Raw genomic sequence first — 21136 nt, forward strand, 5'->3', positions numbered from 1 at the left:
GCCATCGAGCACCCACACTTATCGGCTGTTGATTGTTAAAGAACATTCGCTAAAAAGCCGCTGTTTTCTGCTGCTTTCTTGCGTCTCCGTCGTTTGGAGAGGCCGAATTATGCGGAACCCCCAGGGGGCTGTCAAGCACTTATTTCGCACGATCTACGAAAAGTTTGCGATGCCACTTTATTAGGCACACGCATCGACTCTCAATTGCAATGTACTCGCCTATTCAATCAAAGGCTTAGCGCACATTGCAGAGGAGATCTTTGCGCCGGACACGACGCAAATCGCACAAAAGAAAAAAGCACGCGGAACATCCGCGCGCTTTTTTCACAAGAACTCCCGGCTTGGTGAGCAGCGTGAAGTCCGCTACCCATGCGCCACTTCACTCAAGAACCGACGTAACCCGGCGGTGCGTTCACGTTGCTCTTCGCGACGCTCGCATTCTTCGACACCACATAAACGGGCGCTTCCGTCAGATTCAGCTTTAGCGTGCCGTCCGTGTAGTTCAGCGTCATCGGGTTGCCCATCATGTCGAGCACCTTGACCGTGCCGCTCGTGCCAGGCGCATCGACTGCAAGGCTGTAGGCCGCGCTATACGTCGAACTGAAGCCCGCGCTTGCACTCCACGCATCGTCGTTGTGCGTCCACAAGGCGGTGATCACCGATCCATTGTTGACCTGCTGGAACGAGTAAGCATAGACACCCGACGGGGTGTTCTTCACAGGGCCAAGCGTATTCGTGCCATCCAGAATGCGCGACATCGCACTCACGACCATGGCGGCCGGCTTCGGGCTGATGTTGCTCGCACCGAACGAGCCTTGCGCGTTCGACAGATCGAAGAACGTGCCATAGCCCACTTCGCCCGGATAGTCCGCACCGTAGAACACGTACGAAACGTCCGCGCCTTCGCCCAGCAAAATGATGTGCGTGCGCGCGACGACGGCGCCCTGCGCGAACAGCACGTTACCCGTCGGATAGTTGGGACCGTACTGCGAACCGAGGTCATAGCTGATACCCACTTCCGTCTGATACAGCTTCATGCCCGAGCGGTACTGGTTCAGCATCGTCGTGCGCAGCGTGCGCATCGAGTTGTTCAGCGCGTTCGCAGCATTCGCGGCGACGGGGTCGGTTGCGAGACGTTCGGGCGGATGCGAAGGCGACGTGCCCGCATCGTAGTAGCCGTGCGTCGCCACGCCATCGATGTACTTGCCGTAACCCAGCGAAGCAATGCGTTGCAGACGGTTGTTCGTGAGGCTCGGGAACGCGTCCGCCGGCCCCATCACGACAGCGCCCGGATCAGTCGAGTGAATGCCCTGATAGACCGATTGGTACAGCGACACGAAATTGGCATCCGTATCCGTCCAGAACTGATTCGGCTCCCACGTCACCTGATAGTAGTTCGCCGACTGCGTCGGGAAGTACTTCAGGCGAATTGCGTTCGACTCGGTGCCGACGCGGCTCATGTAGTTCTGCAGGTACGACATGTCCTTCGGCAAGGTCGTGAAGTCCTCGACGCCCCCCGACTTCGACGCCCATCCGGGTGTGCCATCCAGACGGATCAGGCGCATCACGTTGCCCGACGTATAGAACGAGTCGAGATTGTTCGCCGACGGATTGAAGGTGTTCGCGCCATTCGGCTCCATCACCGACATCTGGCGGTCGTCGATCGTCTGCGTGATGCCGAGGCCAGCGAGCACCGCTGCGCGATCGTTTTCACCCTGCATGCCGAAGCGGTGCTGCTCCTGCTTCGTGTACGTCACGGCGGGCACGATGCCACTCAGGTTCGGAATCACCCCGAAGGTGGCGATGCCCGTGGGACGCGTGCCGGCCTGCGGTAACGCGCCACCGCCCGCCTTCAGGCTGCCGGCCACCGCGAAGTAACCCGCGAGTGTCGAATTACAGGTCAGAGTCGTCGTCGCTGCGCCACCCGGCACCGCGAAGCTGCCACTAGCCGCGACGCGGCCCGTCGTATCGTTGATCGACCAGTTCAGCGTGTCGGCATTGCTCGTGTTCGTCGTGAACACAAGCGGGAAACTCGCGCCTGACGCGAACATGCGCGTGCCGTCGCTGCTAGTCGTATCGGCGGAAATCAGCGGACCACCTGCCGACGCGCTTGCCGTCGAAGGCGATACGCAACTGATGTTGCCCGTGGTGTTGCCGTTGGCCGTCGCATTCGCGCCCGACATCGCGGAAGTTTGAGAACCGCTATTGGCCGATGCGCCGGCCGGGTCGCTGCCGCCACCACCGCCGCAGCCCGCGAGAAGGACGGCTATCGATGACGAAACAAGAAGTAAATTGGCTTTCATGGAAGTACGAATGGGCAATCGAAATCCGTCCGAAAACGCCTGGCAAAAATGCCCGAACGCGTACGCTGAATTTCTGGGTTGGCTGTCTTGCACGCGGAGTCGTTCTTACTGCGTCGACTGCCGGTGCGCCGGGGGTGCCGGTAATTTGGAGCAGCGCGTTTCCTGCATGCCCGCAACATTTTTCAGTGCGAGTGAGGCCGTGCTCAACCGATTGCAACCAGATGTAACTGCAAAACAGATCAGGATAATGTCTGATTAATAATGCGATATACGCGGTCATTAATCAGATTTAAACCGGAAGCGCCGTGCGACGGCCTTTCCAGCCTTCAGACAAAAACATCCAGCTACCCAGACTCTTTTTGCAAGGCCGAATCGTACCGAACGACAATGCTTACGTCTGCTGAAACGGGGTAACTCTTTGTAACGTATGAAGATTAATCGCTTGCATTTTATGCGATTGCATTCGCACGGTGACAAGGACCGTATTGAACTTGCACGTGACGCACGTTTCCCAGGTCAAAATTGCGCAATCTTTCAATGACCTGTAAATAGGGATATATGATTGGCGCAAAACAGCTAGCTGGTTTTTTGCCCATTTATTTTCCATTTTTAAAAGGCGCGTATCGCACGATGAATTCTTTTCTGGCGATTTTCCGAATCGCCTGAATCAGTTGCGATTGGTGATTTACTTGCCCAATTCGCGAAATCCAATCCGTTTGTCGCGCTTCACACACACGCACACCGGCTTTTTTCAACCGAATAGCCGAGTTTCATTGACCTCTTGCGAAAGCTGACTCATATTGCATAACGACCATTGCGATTACGTGCGACGCATTGCGTCGTAAAGGCGATGTCCTGCGCACGATGGTTGCCAACGAGAAGAATGTGCGATGCCGTCACGCGTGCCGGCATGGGAGTCTGTCCATGGACACGATTCGCAAGCGTCCAGTGCCGCCGCACGAGCAATGCGACACGACGCAGGAGACAAAACCTGGCGCGCAGCGAGACCATCCTGCGCCGCCGCTCGATCTGCTATTTCCCCTCGACGCTTCAGTGCCTCATGCACGCGCGAACAGGGCTGCGGATGATGCGCACGACCCGTTGCCGACTTATCCGCCACTTTTCAGGCGCATCAGGCCAAGGCCACGCCGTATCGCTTCGCCTACGTCAGTGAGTACGCCCGACTGGAAGCTGAGCACGGGCGCCGCTGTCGTGCTGCTAGGCTTCGCGATCGCATTCGGCACCTACATTACGCTGACGCAACGCGATGCGATGCAAAGCCGCTTGCGCCGCATCGTCACCCAGAACGAACTGCGCGCGATGCCGCGTCACGATCGACCGACGATCGCCGATCGCACGCAGGAACTCGCGCGGAGCCTGCGAGAGCAGATCGAAGCGCTGCGCAGCCGCGACGCCACTGATACGGCCGTCATGGCGGGCGCCGCCGCTCATCAGTCCGCAAACGCCCACAGCAGCACGCTCGCTAGCAGCACGCCAAGCTTGCCGGTAACGACGGCGCCCGTGGCGCCAGCCAAGACACCGCCTAAGACGCAAAAGACGCCCGAGAAACAGACGAAACAGCTCACAGCAAAGCCACTTGCGCCTCCGCTGCCTCAGCCCGCGCCACGCACACGTCAGCTCGCCAGCGTGCCGCCGACCACGCGCGCTCACAGCACGACGGCTGCACAACAGGAACGTCGAACCAGCACGAAGCAGGCAAATACCGCGTGCGGACCGCGTTCGCCTTGTGTGCAAGCGAACGCGCAAAGTCCGCGCAAGCCCGTGAAGGTCGCAAGCAAAACGCCGCCGGCAAAGTCCGCCACGACCACCGTCGCGGCACGACGTACGCCAGCAAAAACAGCCTCAAAGCCCGTGCAGCACCCGCCTCTTCCCACCGTTCAGGCCTGGTCTCCACCCGAGAGTCCCGCCACGTTGCCCGCAAGCGACGACTCGCAAGTCTATCGGCAGCACTAGCTTTCCCGAGCGCCATCATTCCGCCATCGCGAGAAAAGCGGCCGTCTGGCGGAAAGAGACGAAGCGATGTCGCCTGAGCGTGCGCCGTCGTTCTTACCATGGACAGATTGGCAAGCGCCGCATAGAACAGCGATAACGCGCATGCCTCCATCCGAGGACGCTCATTGGGGCGTGGGGAGACACGCGCATGCATCGACAGCTGTCAGCATCCCTGGTCTCTTCGACGAGCGATACGGCTCGCACGCTTTCACGCGTCAGCAAGGCTACCGTCGCACTGACGCTCGCGCTCTTTTGCACGGCATGCGGCAACGGCTCGTCGGACAGCGCGAGCGCCAGCAACGCCGGCACTAACGGCACAGGATCGGGCTCAGGCTCAGGCAGCGGCACGTCGGGTTCGGGCGGCGGCGCAGCACCGACAGCGTCAGTCGCCACCGACGTGCTGACACATCACAACGATCTCGCACGCACCGGTCAAATGCTCGCCGAGACGACGCTCACACCGTCCAACGTCAATTCGGCAACGTTCGGCAAACTCGCGTTTCTGCCCGCCGACGGCAAGGTGGACGGCCAGCCGCTCTCGGTCACCAGCCTGTCGATCAACGGCACGACCCACAACGTGATCTATGTCGTGACGGAGCACAACAGCGTCTACGCGTACGACGCCGACAACTACGCGCAACTATGGAAGGTCTCGCTGACGGGCACGAACGAAACACCCAGCGACAATCGCGGCTGCAACGACATCACGCCGGAAATCGGCATTACGTCGACGCCCGTCATCGACCGCAGTCGTGGCGCGAATGGCGTGCTGTACGCGGTCGCGATGACGAAGGATGCAAGCGGCGGCCTTCATCACCGCCTGCATGCACTCGATCTCGCGAGCGGCGCCGAACTCTTCGGCGGTCCGACCGAAATCGCGGCGACCGCGCAAGGCACGGGCGGCAACAGCGTCAACGGCGTACTCACCTTCGATCCTTCGTTGCATACGGAGCGCGTCGCGTTGACGCTCGTAAACGGCAACATCTTCATGGGCTGGACGGCGCATTGCATGGCCGGCGCCTACACGGGCTGGATCATGAGCTATAGCGCCGACACGCTGCAGCAGACAGGCGTCGTCAACGTCGCGCCGAACGGCCATCAGGGCTCGGTGTGGATGGCGGGCTCGGGCATGGCATCGGATGGCACGTCCATCTACCTGGTGGACGGCAACGGCACGTTCGGCACGACGCTCGATGCCAACGGCTTCCCCGTCGATAGCGATTACGGCAATTCGTTCATGAAGCTATCGGCCAGCCCGCTCAAGGTGACCGACTACTTCGCGCCGCTCGACGTCGTGGCGCTCGCAAACGCAGACGGCGACTTCGGCTCGGGCGGTGCGATGCTGCTTCCCGATCAGAAGACTGCCGACGGCACCATCAAGCATCTCGCGGTCGCGGCGGGCAAGGACAACAAGATCTATGTGGTCGATCGCGACACGATGGGCAAATTCAATGCGAGCGCGAACAACATCTGGCAGGTGTTGACGGGCACGCTGGCGGGCGGCATCTGGGGCTCGCCCGCTTATTTCAACGGCAGCGTCTACTACGGCGCATTGAACGACAACATCAAGGCGCTGCCCGTCACCAATGCGATGGTTGCCAGCACGGCTGCATCGAAGAGCCCGACGACCTTCGCCTATCCGGGCGCCGTGCCCGCGATATCGGCGAACGGGACCTCGAACGCCATACTGTGGGCCGCGGAAAACGGCACGACGGGCGCGCTGCACGCGTACGACGCGACCAATCTCGGCAGCGAACTCTACAACAGCAATCAGGCGGGAACCCGCGACCAGTGGGGCGCGGGCAACAAATTCATCACGCCGATGATCTCGCGCGGCAAGGTCTACGTCGGCGCGACCAACGGTGTTGCCGTGTTCGGCCTGCTGCATTGATCATGCTGTGACCCATATCGCGTTGCAGCACGGAAAATGGCGACGAATGGCGTGCTTCTGGCGTGCTGCGCCGCTGTGAGGCGATATGCTGGAATAGCTACCCTTCGGCCTGCGATGGCCTGACTGGCCGCAATGGCCATGTTGCACGTCATGGCTTCATGCGTACCTCGCGACGCGCATCCGCGCCGACAAGACCAAGACTTCGCCAGGGAGTCCGCTCGCTTATGACACGCTTCGCCCATGCTGCAATCGCGCTTTTCGTCGTCAGCGGCGCATCCGTTGCGCAGCACCCGCTGACCTATCCGGGACGCAGCCAGAGCCCGGGACAACAGGCCGTCGACAACGCCGCGTGTTACGCGGATGCCAACAAGACGACGAAAGTGAACATGGCGCGCGAGTCGCAGCGTCCGCCGCCACCCGGCAAGGCGGCCGCCGCTGCGCCGCGGCCTATCGTTGCGCCCTCGCCGGTCAATCCGCCCTTGCCTTCCGCGATGGGCGCCTCGGGCGCATCGGGCGCGATGGCGGCGTCCGCCCCAGCGGGCGCAAGCGGGGCAACCATCGCAACGGCCGCAAGCGGTGCGAGCGGGGTCGCAGCTCCGTCGACGGTTGCAGCGGCATCGGGTGCTTCGGGCGCGATGCCGGCATCGGGCGCGCTCGAGGCTTCGGGAGCCAGCATGCCGTCGGCGGCTTCGCTCGCGGCCATGCCGCCACCGCCTCCACCCGAGCCGCCGATGGTCCGTTACTGGACCGCTTATTCGAAGTGCATGCAGCAGCGCGGCTACTACACGCGCTAGCGCCCGCGTCATTCATGCGACGAAAGACAAACGGCATGCCGCCGTTTGTTCCATCGCGCCGTCACTCCGCTTCAATGCGCTTTTGAAGGTGCCGCCACTCGCGCGTCGAAAGCAAAGACACGCCGCATTGTTGAACATTACAAGCCGGACCCGATAGCCCGCATTCGCCGAGACTCGCCTAGACTAATACGCACCCACGCAAGGCGAACTCAACGGACGGGACCATGAAAGGCATCTTGATCGAGAAGCAGGACAACGGCAGCCGCGCGTCCATCACCGACATCGACGAAGCGAATCTGCCCGCAGGAGACGTGACCGTACGTGTCGAATGGTCGACGCTCAACTACAAGGACGCGCTTGCGATCACGGGCCGCTCGCCCGTCGTGCGCAGCTTTCCGCTGGTGCCCGGCATCGACTTCGCGGGCATCGTCGAAGCGAGCGAGCACGCGCAATGGAAAGCCGGCGACCACGTGATCCTGAACGGCTATGGCGTCGGCGAAAAGCATTGGGGCGGGCTCGCGCAACGCGCGCGCGTGAGCGGCGACTGGCTCGTGCGCACGCCTGCCCCGCTGACATCACGCGACGCGATGGCCGTCGGCACGGCCGGCTACACGGCGATGCTATGCGTGCTCGCGCTGGAACGTCACGGCGTTACGCCGGCGCAAGGCAAGGTGCTCGTGACGGGCGCGGCGGGCGGCGTCGGCAGCGTGGCGATCATGCTGCTCGCGAAGCGCGGCTATCACGTGATTGCATCGACGGGTCGTCCTGCTGAGTCGGACTATCTGCGCGAACTGGGGGCGCAGGAGATCATCGATCGCGCGGAACTGTCCGGGCCGGGCAAGCCGCTCGCGAAGGAACGCTGGGTCGCCGCCGTCGATGCCGTGGGCAGTCACACGCTGGCAAACGCCTGCGCGGGCACCGCGTATGGCGGGATCGTCGCCGCATGCGGACTCGCGCAAGGGATGGACTTCCCCGCCACCGTCGCGCCCTTCATTTTGCGCGGCGTGACACTTGCAGGCATCGACAGCGTGATGGCGCCGCACGAGCGCCGCGTCGAGGCATGGCAGCGCATCGCGCAAGACCTGAGCACGGCGCGGCTGGCCGCAATGGTCAAGGAGATCAGCCTTGCGGAAGCGCTGGCGGCCGCGCCAGACGTGCTCGACGGCAAGATCCGCGGGCGGCTCGTGGTGGACGTCAACCGATAGCACACGGGCACGTATTATCGAACAGACTTATGCATCTGACTATTTTTAATCGATTTGCCTGATTCAGATGCGAACCTTAAGCTGAATGCGAATCCGCCAACTGCAACAGACTGGATCGCACCATGCAAGCTCAATCGTTCAAGGTTCGCGTCGACGCAGTGCGCGACGAAGCACACGGCGTCCGCTCATTCGTCATTTCGCGCCTCGATGGCGTGCCGTTCGACGCGTACGAACCCGGCGCGCACATCGATGTCACGAGTCCATCGGGCGTCACGCGCCAATATTCGCTATGCGGCGACCCCGATTGCCGCGACACGCATCTGTTCGCCGTCAAGAAAGAAACGCAGTCGCGCGGCGGCTCGCGTTCGCTGCATGACGACGTGCAGATCGGCACCGAACTGTCCATCGGCGCGCCGCGCAATCTGTTTCGCCTCGCTGAAAATGCCAGCCGGCATGTGTTGATCGGCGCGGGCATCGGCATCACGCCACTGCTTTCAATGGCGTATCGGCTGCAGAAGGTGAACGTGCCGTTCGAATTGCACTACTTCGCGCGCAGCGCCGAACATGCGGCGTTTCTTCCGCTGCTCTCGCGCGCTCCGTTCGACGCGTACGCGACGCTGCATTTCGGCATCGAGCCGGACGCGCTCGATGCAGAACTCGCCGCGTGTCTTGCCGACGTGCCGCAAGGCACGCATGTCTACACATGCGGCCCCGTGCCGTTTATGGATCGCGTGGTCGCGGCGGGCGAAGCGCGCCTCCCTGCCGACGCGATTCATCTCGAACGCTTCACCGCCGAGCCTCAAGCGCCCGGCAGCGATTCCGCGCTCGACAGCTTCGACGTGCAACTGTCCAGCAGCGGGCAGACCGTTCGCGTTGACAGCAAGACCTCGATCGTCGAGGCGCTCGCTGCGATCGGCATCGAAGTGGACACGTCTTGCGGCGAAGGCGTATGCGGCACCTGCATGGTCGACGTGGTGAGCGGCGAGCCCGAGCATCGCGACCATTGCCTGAGCAAGGCGGAACGCGCGAGCAACAGCGTGATCTGTTGCTGTGTGTCGCGCTCCCGCTCGCCCGTGCTCGTGCTCGACCTCTGACGCTACGTCTTGTCGAAGCGCTTCACCATTTCGGCCATCAGGTCTCGCATCCACGCGATGCCTTCGTCTTCGTGGAAGTGCTCGTGCCAGTGCATCGTCACGGTGGCCTGTGGAATCGGCACAGGCAGCGTGTAGACGCGAAACGCGTCGTTGCCGTTGAGGATGCCCGCAAGCCTTTGCGGCAACGTCGCGAACAGATCGGTCACGGCCAGCACGCCAGGCAGCGCCACGAAGTGCGGCAACTGCAGCACGATGTTGCGGCCCACGCCCTGCGCGCGCAACGCATCGTCGAGCGCATGGTGACTGTGCTCGACGGAGCGCACCTGCACATGGGAAGCCTGCAGAAAATGTTCGAGACTCAACGCCGAACCTGCCGGCAGGCCGCGGCGCTTGCGCGTCATACACACATACGTCTCTTCGAATAGCAGCTGATGGCGCGTGCGCGCCATCAGCATCGGCAGATTGCCGATTGCGAAATCGAGCCTGCTCGAACGCAGCGCATCTTCTATCTCTTCCACGGGCAGCGGCTCGACCGACAGCTTCACGCGCGGCGCGCGCTCGTGCAACGCCTCGCAGATCGCCGGCAAATAAGCCATCTCTCCCGCATCCGAAAGCGACAGCCGGAACGTGCGCGTGCTCGTCGCGGGGTCGAAGCTCTCCGCATAACGCAGCGCCTCGCGCACCGTATCGAGCGCGCGGCCCACGATGCTTGCAAGCTCCAGCGCAATCGGCGTGGGCTGCATGCCCGAGCGGGTGCGGATGAACAGCGGGTCGTCGAACAGCGTGCGCAAACGCGCCAGCGAATAACTGATGGCGGGTTGCGACAACGCTAGCCGTTCGCCTGCTTTCGTGAGGCTGCGCTCATCGACGATCGCCTGAAACACGCGCAGCAGATTGAGATCGACGTGATCGATTGAGGTCATGGTGGGCTTCCGACTGTGTCTAGATTATTTGCCGGACTTATTGGCCGGCTCATTTTTAATCGATTTGACGCATGATCGGTGCAAAGCGAGACTGATGTCAACGCGAAAGAAACACCACCTGTGTGCGCTTTCGTTCGATTTCACTTCCGACAATCACGTCCCGACACAACACCGATGAGCGACACTACCTGGCAAACCATCGACACCAGTACGCTGCGCGAGCGCGTTCACGCCGATCGCATCGCGCCCTCGCTGTACTACGACCCGAACCTGTTCGAAGCCGAACTCGAGCGCATCTTCTACAAGACGTGGGTCTGGGTCGCACATGAAAGCGAACTGCCGAACCCCGGCGACTTCCGCACCACCACGATCGGCCGGCAACCCGTGATCGTCGTGCGCGACAAGACGGGCGCGGTGAACGTGCTGCAGAACCGCTGCCGCCATCGCGGCGCGACCGTGTGCGAAGAACACAAGGGCAATGCAAAAGGCTTTACGTGCCCGTATCACAGCTGGTCGTATGCGCTCGACGGCACGCTGCGTGCGCTGCCCTACGGCGACGGCTACGAAGGCGTATGCGAGAAAGGCGACCTGCCGCTCGCGAAGCTGCGCGTCGGCATCTATCAAGGGCTGATCTTCGCGAGCTTCGACGAGAACGTCGAACCGCTCGAAGATTTTCTCGGCGGCGCGAAGCCGTGGATCGACCTGTTCATGAAGCAAGGCGCAGGCTTTCCGATCAAGGCGAATGGCGAACACAAGTTCAAGTTCAAGGGCAACTGGAAAATCCAGCTCGAGAACACGACGGACCTGTATCACTTCCCGGTCGTACACAAGTCGTGGATGAAATCGATCGACGACGAAACGGCGGCCGCGATCACCAGCTTCATGACGAGCGATGAGGCGTTCTGCCGTTCGCTCGGCAATGGCCATAGCCTCGCCGTGCTGGTGCCGGAACTCGTCGACCTCGACAAGGACGATGGCGCGCCGCTGCCCGAGCGCTTCAACGAACTGGCCGCGCAGCTCGCCGAACGTCACACGCCGGAAGAAGTGCGGCGCATCGTGCGTTCGCTGATGGGTGTCGGCTTCAACCTGAATCTGTTTCCTAACCTCGCGCTGTCGATGGCGTTCTTCCGCGTGCTGCGCCCCATTTCCGCCGAAGAAACGGAAATCCGCCACGTCGCGCTCGCAATGGACGGCGGCCCCGACGAAGCGAACCGCGTGCGCCTGCGCATTCACGAACACTTCCAGGGCCCGTTCGGTTTCGGCAGTCCCGACGATGCGGAAGCATGGGAACGCGTGCAGCGCGGCTCATATGCAGGACCCGAAGTGCCGATTCTCGTCAACCGTGGATTGAATCGCGAAACGACGGCCGCGAACGGCGAAAAAACCGCACACGCAACGGATGAAACGGGCATGCGCGAAGCGTATCGCCAGTGGCGCGCAATGATGGAGCAGGCATGATGGACGATCGCAACGCACTCTTCTCGCAACAGACTCTCGCGCGCGCCATCGAATTCATCTGGCGCGAAGCCGAGATGCTCGATCGCCGCGACTATCGCGCGTGGCTCGAACTGTGGGACGCATCGGGCTTCTATGTCGTGCCGATCGATCCGCAAGCCACCGACTTTGCCGCGACGCTGAACTACGCGTACGACGATCAGCACATGCGCGAACTGCGCGTGCAGCGCATGGTGTCCGGCTATTCCGCTTCGGCCTCCGATGCGGCACGCACCGTACGCACGGTGTCGCGCTTCACGTTGACGAGCGATACCGCCGATGTCGTCGAAGTGAAATCGGCGCAGGTGATCGTCGCTTACAAGCGCGGCGTGTCGACGATCTTCGCCGCCGATCTCACGCACAAGATCAGCTTCGCGACGGGCGAACCGCGACTCGTCGAAAAGGTGATTCGCCTGATCGACTCGACTGAAGCGCTGAGCGCGATCGGTTTCCTGCTGTGATCCTTTGATGCGCGATGCGCGCAGCGGCTACGCAAGGCCGCTGTGCGTAAGGAGCGAACCCCGATGCCTACACTCGAAGTCTATCTGCCGCATGGACACGACGAAGCGCGCAAAGCGTCGCTGATCCAGGGTCTCACACAAGCGACGGTCGCCGCGATCGGCGCGCCTGCCGAAGCGGTGCGTATTCTGCTGAGCGAGATGCCCGCCACGCATTTCGGTTTGGGCGGCAAGACAGCGGCTCATGGCGCGCCGCCTTCGCTGCCCGTGATCGTCGCGATCCTGATTGCGGGCCGCACCGATGCGCAAAAAGAAGCGCTGATCGCCGCATTATCCGAAACGGCCGCCGCCGTGCTCGATGCGCCGCTTCAGGCCACGCGCGTGATGATCAAGGACATTCCCAACACTGACTTCGGCATTGGCGGTCAGACGGCCCGCTCGCTTGGACGCTGAGACGAAGCTAGATGCGTGCATCGGGAGCGAGCGCGAGTTCGAGCGGCAACGCGACGCGGCATTCGAGCCCGCCGCCGTCTGCCGCTTGTGCCCAGATGCGTCCGCCGTGCCGTGTGACGATGTTCTTGCACAGCGAAAGGCCGATGCCGTTGCCGCCCGCCTTCGAAGAAGAAAAGCCGTCGAACAGACGTTCGTGCGCGTCGGCGTGTACGCCGGGGCCGTTGTCGATCACGCGCAACTCGGCGCGCCCCTCCGCCATGGCCGTCGCGAGCGTCACGACGCCCGTCGTGCCCTTTGCTTCCGTCAACGCTTCGAGCGCATTGAACGCGAGATTCAAAATCACCTGGCCGATCAGCACGCGTTCGCAAAACACGGGCAACGCTTCGCTCGCCTGTTCGATCCGCACGCGCACGCCTGCTTCTTTCGCGCGCAATTCGATGAAGTACGCGACGTCGCTCAGGATATCGCGCAGGTCGGCGTGCGTTTCAGTCGGCTCGCGCTTGACGATGTACTCGCGCACGCTCTTGATGATGAGCGCCGCATGCTCGGCCTGACGGTCCGCGCTGCGCAGTCCCCAGATCGCGGAGTCGACGCTGCCCTGCCCCAGCCGCTGAATTGCGCCTTCGATAAAATTACGCACGGCGGCAAGCGGTTGACTCAACTCGTGCGCAATGGCCGTCGCCATCTCACCCATTGCGTTGTAGCGGCCCGCATATTCGAGCATGCGCGCTTCCGTGCGGCGTGCTTCTTCCGTCGCGACCTCGTCGCTGATGTCGCGGAAGTGAATCAGCAAGCCATTCAGGTCGTTTTCGATCGCAACCCGCCGGCACGTGATGCGCAGCCAGCGCGTCGCACCGTCGCGGCGCGTGATCCGGTAGCGCTGCGCATGCGTCGGCTGCTCGCTCGTCGCGTGACGCAACTGCGTGATGAGCCGGTTGCGATCGGCGGGCGTGCAGTAATCGGGCACGCCACCGAGTGCTTCACCCGGCCCCACGCCCAACACGCGGCGCCCCGACTCGCTGATGTATTCGAGCTTGCCGCGCGGCGTCAGCACCGCCACGCCTTCGCCGAGATCCTGCATGAATTCGCGCAGGCGCGTTTCATAGCGGCGCAGCTTGCGGCGCGTCGCCTCTTCTTCGGTGATGTCGCGGAACTGCACCATCACGACGGCACGCTCATGCAACGGCACATACGTCGCAATGGCTTCCGACAACATGTCGATGCCCGCACGCGAGCGGTAACACCATTCGTACACCTGCGGCCCTTGCGTGATCGCGCGATCCATCGCGGCCACGCCGACCTCGCGCCGGTACTTCGGCTCGGGACGCGTCATGTCGGGTGCCTTGAGCGGCAGCAGTTCTTCGAGCGAGAAACCCAATGCGACACAGGCCGCGCGATTGGCCCATACGATCGCCTTCGTCTGCGCGTCGTGCAGCAGCACGCACAGCGTCAATGCGTCGAGCAGACGGTGAAAATCTTCTTCGGCGGGAAAGTTCATGATGCGCGTGAGACGGGGCTGGAGTGCAAGCGTAACCATAACATCGGCCTTATCTGTCACGCGTCTAAAGATTTCTTTAGACGCGCGGGCGTCGATACCAGGAAACGCGGACCGGCGCCCCAATTGCTGCCGCTTTTTTGCGTTTCTAGACTGGCCTGAACGTCAATAACGTCAAACGTATTCAGGAGATTCGACATGTCAGCCGCCACTGCCCTCGCCACAAGCAACGTTCACACGCTGCAATCGGAACCCGCCGATGCCTTGCCCCTCGATGCGGTGATCGAAGAAATCGCCGCGCGTCGCGACGAGTTCGATCGGCTGTCGCACGTGCCGCGCGATGTGATCGCGAAGCTCAAGCGCGCCGGCATCTATCGCGCGGGCACGCCGCGGCGCTTCGGCGGCGACGCGCGCGCACCGGGCGAATTCCTCGCGATGATCGAACGCATTGCGGTCGCGGACGGTTCGGCTGCATGGGTCGCGAGCTTCGGCAGCGCGAACGTGTATCTCGCCGCGCTGCCGCTCGCGACGCAGCAAGCAATCTACGCCAGCGGCCCCGATCAGGTGTTCGCCGGCGGCCTCTTTCCCGTGCAGGCCGCGCAGCCTGCGCTCGGCGGCTGGCGCGTGAACGGCACGTGGAAATTCGCGAGCGGCTGCAAGGGCGCGGACTGGCTCGGAGTAGGAATCGGCGTGGGCAAGGATGGCGGCGCACCCGGCAAGCCGCGCACGGCCGTGTTCCGTCCCGGGCAGGTCGAGATCGTCGAGAACTGGGACGTGGTCGGCATGCAAGGCACAGGCAGCCACGATCTGCGCGTCACCGACCAGTTCGTCGCCGATGACTGGACCTTCGTGCGCGGCGGAACGCCGACCGTCGATGAGCCGCTGTATCGCTATCCGACCATCGCGTACGCGGCCCAGGTGCTCGCCGTCGTGAACCTCGGGCTTGCACGCGCCGCACTCGACGTCGCCAACCAGATGGCGGGCGGGCGCAAGACGACGACGGGCGCGCCGCAACTCGCCGACCGCGCGTATTACCGGATCGAACTCGCGAAGGCCGAAGCGCAGTTGCGCTCGGCGCGCGCGTTCTTCTACGAATCGACGGATGATGTGTGGCAATCGATCCTCGCCGGCAACGACGTGACGCCCGATCAGGTCAGCCTGCTGCGCCTCGCGGCCACACAGATCGCACGCGAAGGCGCGGACGTGGTGGGCCGCGCGTACCGGCTGGGCGGCACGATGGCGATTTACCGCTCGCATCCGCTGCAACGTCTGATGCGCGATGCGATGGTCGTCACGCAGCACGCGTTCCTCGGCGAAGGCAACTACGACGGCGCGGGCGCCGTGTTCGTCGGCGTGCCGCCGATCCCCGGTTATCTGTAACTGCGTTGGATACTTTTCATTTCAGGCCTGTTTTCAAGGGAGTTTCGTTTCATGACTGACAATCGTTCGCTGCCGTTGCGTGTGCTGTTCTGCTGCGGCGTCACGCAGAATTTCTTCGACTTGCCGCGCGAGAAGATCGGCGAGGTATGGCAGGCTTACGGCAAGATGCTGGCCGCCGTCGAAGCGATGGACAACGTGCGCGTGCTCGGCGTGATGGACGACGACCGGCTCGTCGTCGGTCAGTCGGACGGTGCGCCGTGGACGTTCTACATCATGGCCGACGTCGCCGATTTCGACACGGCCGTGGCCGTGTGCAACCTGTATCGCACGACCCCCGTCGGCGAATACAACCTGTGGCGCTACGGCAAGATCGAGGCGCGTGTCGGACGTGCGTTGACGGTGCCGCCTGCTGCACAGAACGCGTCCTGAGCCATGAGCGATATCACGTTGGCATCCAGCGCGCTCGAAGCCTTGCAGGCGCGCATCGTCGCGCTCGAAGCCGAGAACGCGGTGCGCAAGACCATTGCGCGCTATATGGCCTTGTGCGATGTGCCCTCGGGTACGCTCGACGGCGAGACGCTTGCCGCGCTGTTCACGCAAGACGCGATCTGGGAAGGCATCGGCCCGCAGTACACGCAGAAGTTTGGCCATCTGCGCGGGCATGAGGCTATCCTTGCCATGCTGCAGCGTTATCTGCCGCCCGTGCCGCACTTCGCGACCAACGTGCATTTCCTGACGTCGGAGACGATCGAGGTCGACGGTGCGCGCGCGAAAGGCCGCTGGATCATGCTGCAGGCGTCGGGCTACGTCGATGCGCGCGCCGAATTGATCGCCGCGCGGCTCGAAATCGACTTTGTGCCCGCGCAGGACGGCCGCAACTGGCTGATCCAGCACTTTCGCACCGAGCGCCTCTTCGATGCGCCCTGGCAAGTCAACGCTCGCAAGGACACGACAACATGACTGCATTCATCAGCGAATTCACGCTGAGCGCGGACCCTGCCGCGCCAGGCCCGACCATCGCCATCAAGGACTCGATCGACGTAGCCGGCTATCCGACTACGGGTGCAAGCCGCTCGCTCGCCGACGCGCCGCCCGCCGCCGCGCATGCCGAAGTCGTCCAGCGTCTGCTCGATGCGGGTTGGCGCATCACCGGCAAGACCAACATGCACGAACTCGCGTTCGGCATGACGGGCATCAACGACTACACAGGCACGCCCGTCAATCCGCAGGACGCCGCGCGCATTCCCGGCGGTTCGTCGAGTGGATCGGCATCGGCAGTCGGATTGAAACTCGTCGATGCCGCGCTCGGCACCGACACGGGCGGCTCGATTCGCGGACCGGCTGCATGCTGCGGCGTGATCGGACTCAAGCCGACGTTCGGGCGCGTGTCACGCAAAGGCGCCGTGCCGCGTGAATCCACGCTTGATTGCGCGGGTCCGTTCACACGCGATATCGCCACGCTGGTCCATGCAATGGCGGCTATCGCACCCGCGTTCGACACGGACGCCGCGAAACGCGCGAACGCTAGCGCAAACGTCGCGATCGTTTCCGTCGACGCAGACGCGGCCATCCGCCAGGGCGTGGCGCGCGCGGTGCAGGTCGCGGGCTTTGCGTCACACGCGATCGAACTGGAGCACCTGAAAGAAGCCTTCGAAGCGGGCCTCGCCGTCATCAACGTCGAAACGGCGCGCGCATTCGCGCATCTCGTCGAAACGGGCAAGCTCGGTGCGGATGTCGACGCACGCTTGCGCGTAGCGGTCCAAACGACCCAGGCGCAACTCGACGCTGCCGAGCGCGCGCGGCGTTCATTCACGGCCGCCGTCGATCGCGCACTCGAAAATGCCGACGTACTGGTGCTGCCGACCTTACCCGCCTTGCCAATCACGATCGAAGCCGCGCGCAACGGCACGCCCGTGCTCACGATGTCGTCGCTGATCCGTCCGTTCAATCTGAGCGGGCATCCCGCGCTGAGCTTGCCGATCCCGATTGAAGGCTCGCCGATAAAGGCCGGTTTGCAGATCGTCGGGCGTAAGGGCGCGGACGAACAGGTGTGCGCCGTTGCCGCGCACTTCGAAGCGGCGCTTGCCGCCTCTTGAGATCAACGGCGTACGTTCAGTTGGACGCACGCAGCGAAGGAATTGTTACTCATGTCGAACAGAGTCGTCATCGTGACGGGTGCGGCGCGCGGGTTGGGCGCCGTCGTCGCGAAGCATTTTCATAGCGTGGGTTACAAGGTCGCGCTGGCCGATATCGCATTCGATGCCGCAATTGCACTGGCCACCGAACTAAGCGCGCATCACGAAACCGCGTGCGCGATCGCACTCGATGTCACACGCAAGCAGGACTTCGAAGCCGCACGCGATGCGTTGATCGCGCGTTGGGGTCGCGTCGATGTGCTCGTGAACAACGCGGGTGCGTCGAAGGTCGTGCCTGTGATGGAGATCAGCGCCGACGAGTTCAATCAGGTAATCGACATCAATCTGCGCAGCGTGCTGTTTGGCTGCCAGGTGTTCGGCCAGTATTTCGCCGATCGCGGCGCGGGACGCATCGTCAACATCGCTTCGCTGGCGGGACAGAATGGCGGCTCCGCGACAGGCGCGCATTATGCCGCGGCAAAAGGCGGCGCGATCACGTTGACCAAGGTGTTCGCGCGCGATCTCGCCGCGCACGGCGTGACCGTCAATGCCATCTCGCCCGGACCGCTCGATCTGCCCATCGTTCACGAAAGCGTGCCCGCCGACAAACTCGACAAGGTCATTGCGAGCATCCCCGGCGGGCGTCTCGGTTCGGCGGATTACGTCGCGCAGGTCGCCGTGCTGCTCGCATCGGGCGATGCGTACTTCGCTAACGGCGCGTGCTGGGATGTTAATGGCGGGCTTTACATGCGATAGAACAACGAGCAAAAGGCACGGCACGTTTCACTCAAGCCGTGCTGTTCGATATCATTCTCGCCCGCCCTCGCCCGGACTCCACACTGCCATCACATCGCGCACCAGCGTCGCGATAGACGTGGCCCCGAGCTTGTCCTTGATGCTCGCGCGATGCACGTCGACCGTTTTCACGCTGATCGACAGATCCGACGCGATGCGCTTGCTGCCCTTTCCGTCCAGCACGCCGCGCAAGACTTCTTTTTCCCGCGCTGTCAGCGATTCGATCCGTTGACGCAGATCGCGAAGCTTCTGATCCGCCGCATGCCGTTGCGTCGCGAGCTTCATCGCGCGCTGGATGCGCTCGAGCATCTGCTGCGAGTTGTACGGCTTTTCGACGAAATCGATCGCGCCGTTCTGCAACGCACGCACGGACATCGGAATATCGCCGTGCCCGCTGACGAAAATGATCGGCAAGGTCGCGCCGCGCGCGTTGAGTTCAGCCTGTACGTCGAAGCCGCTCGTCTCCGGCATCCGCACGTCGAGCACGAGACACGCCGGTATGTTCGCGTCGAAGGCCCGCAGGAAATCCGCGGCGTTCGCAAACCCCTCCGACTTCACGCCGACCGACTCCAGCAGCCACGCCAGCGATGTGCGCATGCCATTGTCGTCGTCGACGATATACACGACGGGCGCGGGCGATTGGATGGGCGGGATCTTGCTGGCTGGACTCATGTCTTGAACCTGTCTGCGACGCGCGCCGGATGTTGTCCGGCTGTCTCCACGCGTTCGCTGTTTAATTTTGAGAAAGCTCATCATAACCAGCCCAAATTCGCGTGCAAAGCCTTTATTGCAGGCCTGATCGCGTGACAGCACAGGCCAACGCGCGATGCGCAGATGCGAGTCGAATGCAACCTGGTAAAACCTTTAGACGGGTCGGGAAGCGTGCCAACCCGCGTGCCACTCGCGCGGATTTTTTTCGTGCGACGCATGCCGTACGCTTGATGCATGGGATCGTCGCGCGCGCAACCATCGCGGGCGAGCGGTCGATTCAGCGATCGATTCATAGCGACCACCGTGCAGGGAGCCACTCACATGTCCGATATGCAACGTCCGACCATGCTCGACCCCGACGACGCGCGCAAGCAGTTCCGCCAGGCAATGGCGCATCTGGGCGCGGCCGTCAACATCATCACGACATCCGGCGAGTCCGGGCGTTGCGGCATCACGGCGAGTGCGGTCTGCTCCGTGACGGATGCGCCGCCTACGCTGCTCGTCTGCATGAACCGTTCGAGCGCGATGCATGCCGTGTTCGAACGCAATCGCAATGTCTGCATCAACGTGCTGCCGGGTCATCACGAACTGCTCGCGCGGCACTTCGCCGGGCTCACGCAACTGCCGATGGAAGCGCGCTTCAGCCTGCCGATCTGGGACGAAGGCCCGCACGGCGTGCCGGTACTGCGCGACGCGCTCGCGAGCCTGCAAGGAACGATCGTCGATCTGAAGGAAGTGGGCTCGCATTCGGTGATGTTCGTCGAGGCCACGCAGATTCGCGTGTGCGCCAACGGCGATAGTCTCATCTACTTCGACCGCCAGTTTCATCGCGTGCCGAGACTGTGCGCGGCCTGAGCGCTGGCTGAGCACTTCCTGAGCGCTGTTACCCTGCGTTACTTTTCTCGCACGGCTGTAGCACCTGTGTCCGACACGCGCCCCTAGACTGAAGCCGAATTCAGTGACGCGCATCCATGCGCAGGGAGCAAAAAATGAAGAAGATGATGCTTGGTGCAGCTATCGGCGTGGCGATGCTGGCGGCTTCGGCAGCTGCTTCGGCGCATGTCGACGTCGCCGTCGGACTCGGCGTGCCGGGTGTGATCGTGCCCGCCCAGCCGGTGTACGCTGCGCCCGCCCCCGTTGCCGTGGGCTACGGCTACGGCGACGACTGGCGCGAGCGTCGCGAATGGCGCGAGCATCAGTGGCGTGAACGCGAATGGCGCCGTCACGAAGCGTGGCGTGAGCATGAGTGGCACGAGCGTCAACGCGAACGCTGGGGTTACTGATCGAAGTGTCTGATCGCGCGTTGTGTCATTGAACGCGTGATCTTCTATCGCCTCGCTATGGCCGGAATCAAGCCGGCTGTCGCGAGGCGATGTCGTTCCTGCTACATCACACGACTGGCTTCCACGGCCATGCGGGATACAAACCTCCGTTGCTCTCGACGCTGTCACGCTGCGGATCGCTGCCCTCGCCGGCACGCTCGACGTCGGCGTCATTTGCGCGCGTGTCGGTTTCATCGGATGGCTGCGCCGTTTCGGCCGCCTGTACGGGTTCCTCCGCGAAAGGCAGCGCATCGCCAAACCATTCGACCTCGCGCTTCATCGCGTCGACGTACGTGCGCCAGCCAGTGCGATCGTCCGAAAACAAATGGTCGCGCACGGTAAGCGCAAGGCGCGTGTAGTCCACTTGCTCTTCAAGCAGCAGCGCGGGCCATTCCACAAACGATGCGCTCGCGCGTTTCGCAAACTCTGCCGCCTTCATCTTCGGCGAGACGGCCGCGAGCCATGCGTGCCCGGCCAGTTCCGGATGGGCGTTCAACAGATGATGCACAGTGTGATGTTTTGCATCGGCGGCGAGCGCCGTGGAGAGGGTTTGCAGCGCGTCGCCGAGATGCAGCAGCAACGCGCGTCGTTCAAAAGCGTCTTTCATCGAAGCATGTCCATGCGTAAGTCGAGCGCGCCATTTTGAATGGCACGCGGTGTGAAGCGAAAA

The 21136-nt window shown here is 62.8% G+C and carries 20 protein-coding genes; 15 read left to right on the forward strand and 5 right to left on the reverse strand.

Annotated elements, in window-relative coordinates; translation table 11 throughout:
* Nucleotides 1-383 precede the first annotated feature (383 nt).
* Nucleotides 384-2303, reverse strand: coding sequence for a hypothetical protein (locus tag BLT65_RS00005; protein WP_091773864.1), 1920 nt, complete (start codon nucleotides 2301-2303; stop codon nucleotides 384-386).
* 924 nt (nucleotides 2304-3227) lie between these two features.
* Here BLT65_RS00005 and BLT65_RS00010 point away from each other — a divergent pair.
* The 5 genes from BLT65_RS00010 to BLT65_RS00030 all read left to right on the forward strand — a co-directional run bounded on the left by BLT65_RS00010 (nucleotide 3228) and on the right by BLT65_RS00030 (nucleotide 9300).
* Nucleotides 3228-4277 (forward strand): hypothetical protein, encoded by a 1050-nt coding sequence (locus BLT65_RS00010; protein ID WP_091773866.1) that lies wholly within the window; start codon nucleotides 3228-3230, stop codon nucleotides 4275-4277.
* Between the two features lie 187 nt (nucleotides 4278-4464).
* The gene (locus tag BLT65_RS47065; RefSeq protein WP_091773868.1) at nucleotides 4465-6207 is read left to right on the forward strand and encodes a PQQ-binding-like beta-propeller repeat protein; all 1743 of its coding nucleotides are present in this window, start codon (nucleotides 4465-4467) and stop codon (nucleotides 6205-6207) included.
* Nucleotides 6208-6431: 224 nt separating this feature from the next.
* The gene (locus tag BLT65_RS00020) at nucleotides 6432-7001 is read left to right on the forward strand and encodes a hypothetical protein (RefSeq protein WP_091773871.1); all 570 of its coding nucleotides are present in this window, start codon (nucleotides 6432-6434) and stop codon (nucleotides 6999-7001) included.
* Between the two features lie 224 nt (nucleotides 7002-7225).
* On the forward strand, nucleotides 7226-8206 hold the full coding sequence (acuI, locus tag BLT65_RS00025; protein ID WP_091773873.1) for an acrylyl-CoA reductase (NADPH): 981 nt from the start codon (nucleotides 7226-7228) through the stop codon (nucleotides 8204-8206).
* A gap of 122 nt (nucleotides 8207-8328) precedes the next feature.
* A complete protein-coding gene (locus BLT65_RS00030) occupies nucleotides 8329-9300 on the forward strand; it encodes a PDR/VanB family oxidoreductase (RefSeq protein WP_091773875.1) in 972 nt (323 codons plus the stop codon).
* A gap of 2 nt (nucleotides 9301-9302) precedes the next feature.
* Here BLT65_RS00030 and BLT65_RS00035 read toward each other — a convergent pair whose 3' ends face one another.
* Entirely contained in the window at nucleotides 9303-10223 is a 921-nt protein-coding gene (locus BLT65_RS00035; protein WP_091773877.1) for a LysR family transcriptional regulator, read from the reverse strand.
* 174 nt (nucleotides 10224-10397) lie between these two features.
* On the opposite strand from BLT65_RS00035, the gene BLT65_RS00040 reads away from it, so the two are divergent.
* The 3 genes from BLT65_RS00040 to BLT65_RS00050 all read left to right on the forward strand — a co-directional run bounded on the left by BLT65_RS00040 (nucleotide 10398) and on the right by BLT65_RS00050 (nucleotide 12628).
* On the forward strand, nucleotides 10398-11681 hold the full coding sequence (locus BLT65_RS00040; RefSeq protein ID WP_091773879.1) for an aromatic ring-hydroxylating oxygenase subunit alpha: 1284 nt from the start codon (nucleotides 10398-10400) through the stop codon (nucleotides 11679-11681).
* Nucleotides 11678-12178 (forward strand): aromatic-ring-hydroxylating dioxygenase subunit beta, encoded by a 501-nt coding sequence (locus tag BLT65_RS00045; RefSeq protein ID WP_042315276.1) that lies wholly within the window; start codon nucleotides 11678-11680, stop codon nucleotides 12176-12178. Before BLT65_RS00040 ends, BLT65_RS00045 begins: the two co-directional genes overlap by 4 nt.
* Nucleotides 12179-12241: 63 nt before the next feature.
* Nucleotides 12242-12628, forward strand: coding sequence for a tautomerase family protein (locus BLT65_RS00050; protein ID WP_042315292.1), 387 nt, complete (start codon nucleotides 12242-12244; stop codon nucleotides 12626-12628).
* Between the two features lie 7 nt (nucleotides 12629-12635).
* On the opposite strand, the gene BLT65_RS00055 is transcribed toward BLT65_RS00050, so the two are convergent.
* The gene (locus BLT65_RS00055) at nucleotides 12636-14126 is read right to left on the reverse strand and encodes a PAS domain-containing sensor histidine kinase (protein ID WP_091774817.1); all 1491 of its coding nucleotides are present in this window, start codon (nucleotides 14124-14126) and stop codon (nucleotides 12636-12638) included.
* A gap of 195 nt (nucleotides 14127-14321) precedes the next feature.
* Between BLT65_RS00055 and BLT65_RS00060 the strand changes: the two genes are divergently transcribed.
* The 5 genes from BLT65_RS00060 to BLT65_RS00080 are packed head-to-tail and all read left to right on the forward strand — an operon-like array spanning nucleotide 14322 to nucleotide 18394.
* Nucleotides 14322-15503: an acyl-CoA dehydrogenase family protein gene (locus tag BLT65_RS00060; RefSeq protein WP_091773881.1), complete on the forward strand. Its 1182-nt coding sequence runs from the start codon at nucleotides 14322-14324 to the stop codon at nucleotides 15501-15503.
* A gap of 51 nt (nucleotides 15504-15554) precedes the next feature.
* Nucleotides 15555-15932, forward strand: a complete 378-nt coding sequence (locus BLT65_RS00065; RefSeq protein WP_007586999.1) for a hypothetical protein — start codon at nucleotides 15555-15557, stop codon at nucleotides 15930-15932.
* Nucleotides 15933-15935: 3 nt separating this feature from the next.
* A complete protein-coding gene (locus BLT65_RS00070) occupies nucleotides 15936-16463 on the forward strand; it encodes a nuclear transport factor 2 family protein (protein WP_091773883.1) in 528 nt (175 codons plus the stop codon).
* Nucleotides 16460-17599: an amidase gene (locus BLT65_RS00075; protein WP_091773885.1), complete on the forward strand. Its 1140-nt coding sequence runs from the start codon at nucleotides 16460-16462 to the stop codon at nucleotides 17597-17599. Before BLT65_RS00070 ends, BLT65_RS00075 begins: the two co-directional genes overlap by 4 nt.
* 51 nt (nucleotides 17600-17650) lie before the next feature.
* Nucleotides 17651-18394, forward strand: coding sequence for an SDR family NAD(P)-dependent oxidoreductase (locus BLT65_RS00080; RefSeq protein WP_091773887.1), 744 nt, complete (start codon nucleotides 17651-17653; stop codon nucleotides 18392-18394).
* A gap of 51 nt (nucleotides 18395-18445) precedes the next feature.
* Here BLT65_RS00080 and BLT65_RS00085 read toward each other — a convergent pair whose 3' ends face one another.
* A complete protein-coding gene (locus BLT65_RS00085; RefSeq protein ID WP_208545724.1) occupies nucleotides 18446-19078 on the reverse strand; it encodes a response regulator transcription factor in 633 nt (210 codons plus the stop codon).
* A 387-nt stretch (nucleotides 19079-19465) separates the two neighbouring features.
* Here BLT65_RS00085 and hpaC point away from each other — a divergent pair, with 387 nt between their 5' ends.
* Both hpaC and BLT65_RS00095 read left to right on the forward strand, forming a co-directional pair.
* Entirely contained in the window at nucleotides 19466-19999 is a 534-nt protein-coding gene (gene hpaC, locus BLT65_RS00090; protein WP_091773892.1) for a 4-hydroxyphenylacetate 3-monooxygenase, reductase component, read from the forward strand.
* 134 nt (nucleotides 20000-20133) lie between these two features.
* The gene (locus BLT65_RS00095; RefSeq protein WP_042315264.1) at nucleotides 20134-20427 is read left to right on the forward strand and encodes a hypothetical protein; all 294 of its coding nucleotides are present in this window, start codon (nucleotides 20134-20136) and stop codon (nucleotides 20425-20427) included.
* 106 nt (nucleotides 20428-20533) lie between these two features.
* Here the strand turns inward: BLT65_RS00095 and BLT65_RS00100 are convergent, their stop codons facing one another.
* Nucleotides 20534-21073 carry a hypothetical protein gene (locus BLT65_RS00100; protein WP_091773894.1) on the reverse strand — a complete coding sequence of 180 codons (540 nt, stop codon included), beginning with the start codon at nucleotides 21071-21073 and terminating at the stop codon, nucleotides 20534-20536.
* Nucleotides 21074-21136 lie beyond the last annotated feature (63 nt).

Source organism: Paraburkholderia steynii (assembly GCF_900100565.1).
In the GTDB taxonomy this organism is placed as follows: domain Bacteria; phylum Pseudomonadota; class Gammaproteobacteria; order Burkholderiales; family Burkholderiaceae; genus Paraburkholderia; species Paraburkholderia terrae.

What these genes read in the sequence shown, in the direction of transcription:
- BLT65_RS00005 (WP_091773864.1), bottom strand. Translation starts at nt 2,303, where the DNA reads ATGAAAGCCAATTTACTTCTTGTTTCGTCATCGATAGCCGTCCTTCTC.
- BLT65_RS00010 (WP_091773866.1), top strand. Translation starts at nt 3,228, where the DNA reads ATGGACACGATTCGCAAGCGTCCAGTGCCGCCGCACGAGCAATGCGAC.
- BLT65_RS47065 (WP_091773868.1), top strand. Translation starts at nt 4,465, where the DNA reads ATGCATCGACAGCTGTCAGCATCCCTGGTCTCTTCGACGAGCGATACG.
- BLT65_RS00020 (WP_091773871.1), top strand. Translation starts at nt 6,432, where the DNA reads ATGACACGCTTCGCCCATGCTGCAATCGCGCTTTTCGTCGTCAGCGGC.
- acuI (WP_091773873.1), top strand. Translation starts at nt 7,226, where the DNA reads ATGAAAGGCATCTTGATCGAGAAGCAGGACAACGGCAGCCGCGCGTCC.
- BLT65_RS00030 (WP_091773875.1), top strand. Translation starts at nt 8,329, where the DNA reads ATGCAAGCTCAATCGTTCAAGGTTCGCGTCGACGCAGTGCGCGACGAA.
- BLT65_RS00035 (WP_091773877.1), bottom strand. Translation starts at nt 10,223, where the DNA reads ATGACCTCAATCGATCACGTCGATCTCAATCTGCTGCGCGTGTTTCAG.
- BLT65_RS00040 (WP_091773879.1), top strand. Translation starts at nt 10,398, where the DNA reads ATGAGCGACACTACCTGGCAAACCATCGACACCAGTACGCTGCGCGAG.
- BLT65_RS00045 (WP_042315276.1), top strand. Translation starts at nt 11,678, where the DNA reads ATGATGGACGATCGCAACGCACTCTTCTCGCAACAGACTCTCGCGCGC.
- BLT65_RS00050 (WP_042315292.1), top strand. Translation starts at nt 12,242, where the DNA reads ATGCCTACACTCGAAGTCTATCTGCCGCATGGACACGACGAAGCGCGC.
- BLT65_RS00055 (WP_091774817.1), bottom strand. Translation starts at nt 14,126, where the DNA reads ATGAACTTTCCCGCCGAAGAAGATTTTCACCGTCTGCTCGACGCATTG.
- BLT65_RS00060 (WP_091773881.1), top strand. Translation starts at nt 14,322, where the DNA reads ATGTCAGCCGCCACTGCCCTCGCCACAAGCAACGTTCACACGCTGCAA.
- BLT65_RS00065 (WP_007586999.1), top strand. Translation starts at nt 15,555, where the DNA reads ATGACTGACAATCGTTCGCTGCCGTTGCGTGTGCTGTTCTGCTGCGGC.
- BLT65_RS00070 (WP_091773883.1), top strand. Translation starts at nt 15,936, where the DNA reads ATGAGCGATATCACGTTGGCATCCAGCGCGCTCGAAGCCTTGCAGGCG.
- BLT65_RS00075 (WP_091773885.1), top strand. Translation starts at nt 16,460, where the DNA reads ATGACTGCATTCATCAGCGAATTCACGCTGAGCGCGGACCCTGCCGCG.
- BLT65_RS00080 (WP_091773887.1), top strand. Translation starts at nt 17,651, where the DNA reads ATGTCGAACAGAGTCGTCATCGTGACGGGTGCGGCGCGCGGGTTGGGC.
- hpaC (WP_091773892.1), top strand. Translation starts at nt 19,466, where the DNA reads ATGTCCGATATGCAACGTCCGACCATGCTCGACCCCGACGACGCGCGC.
- BLT65_RS00095 (WP_042315264.1), top strand. Translation starts at nt 20,134, where the DNA reads ATGAAGAAGATGATGCTTGGTGCAGCTATCGGCGTGGCGATGCTGGCG.
- BLT65_RS00100 (WP_091773894.1), bottom strand. Translation starts at nt 21,073, where the DNA reads ATGAAAGACGCTTTTGAACGACGCGCGTTGCTGCTGCATCTCGGCGAC.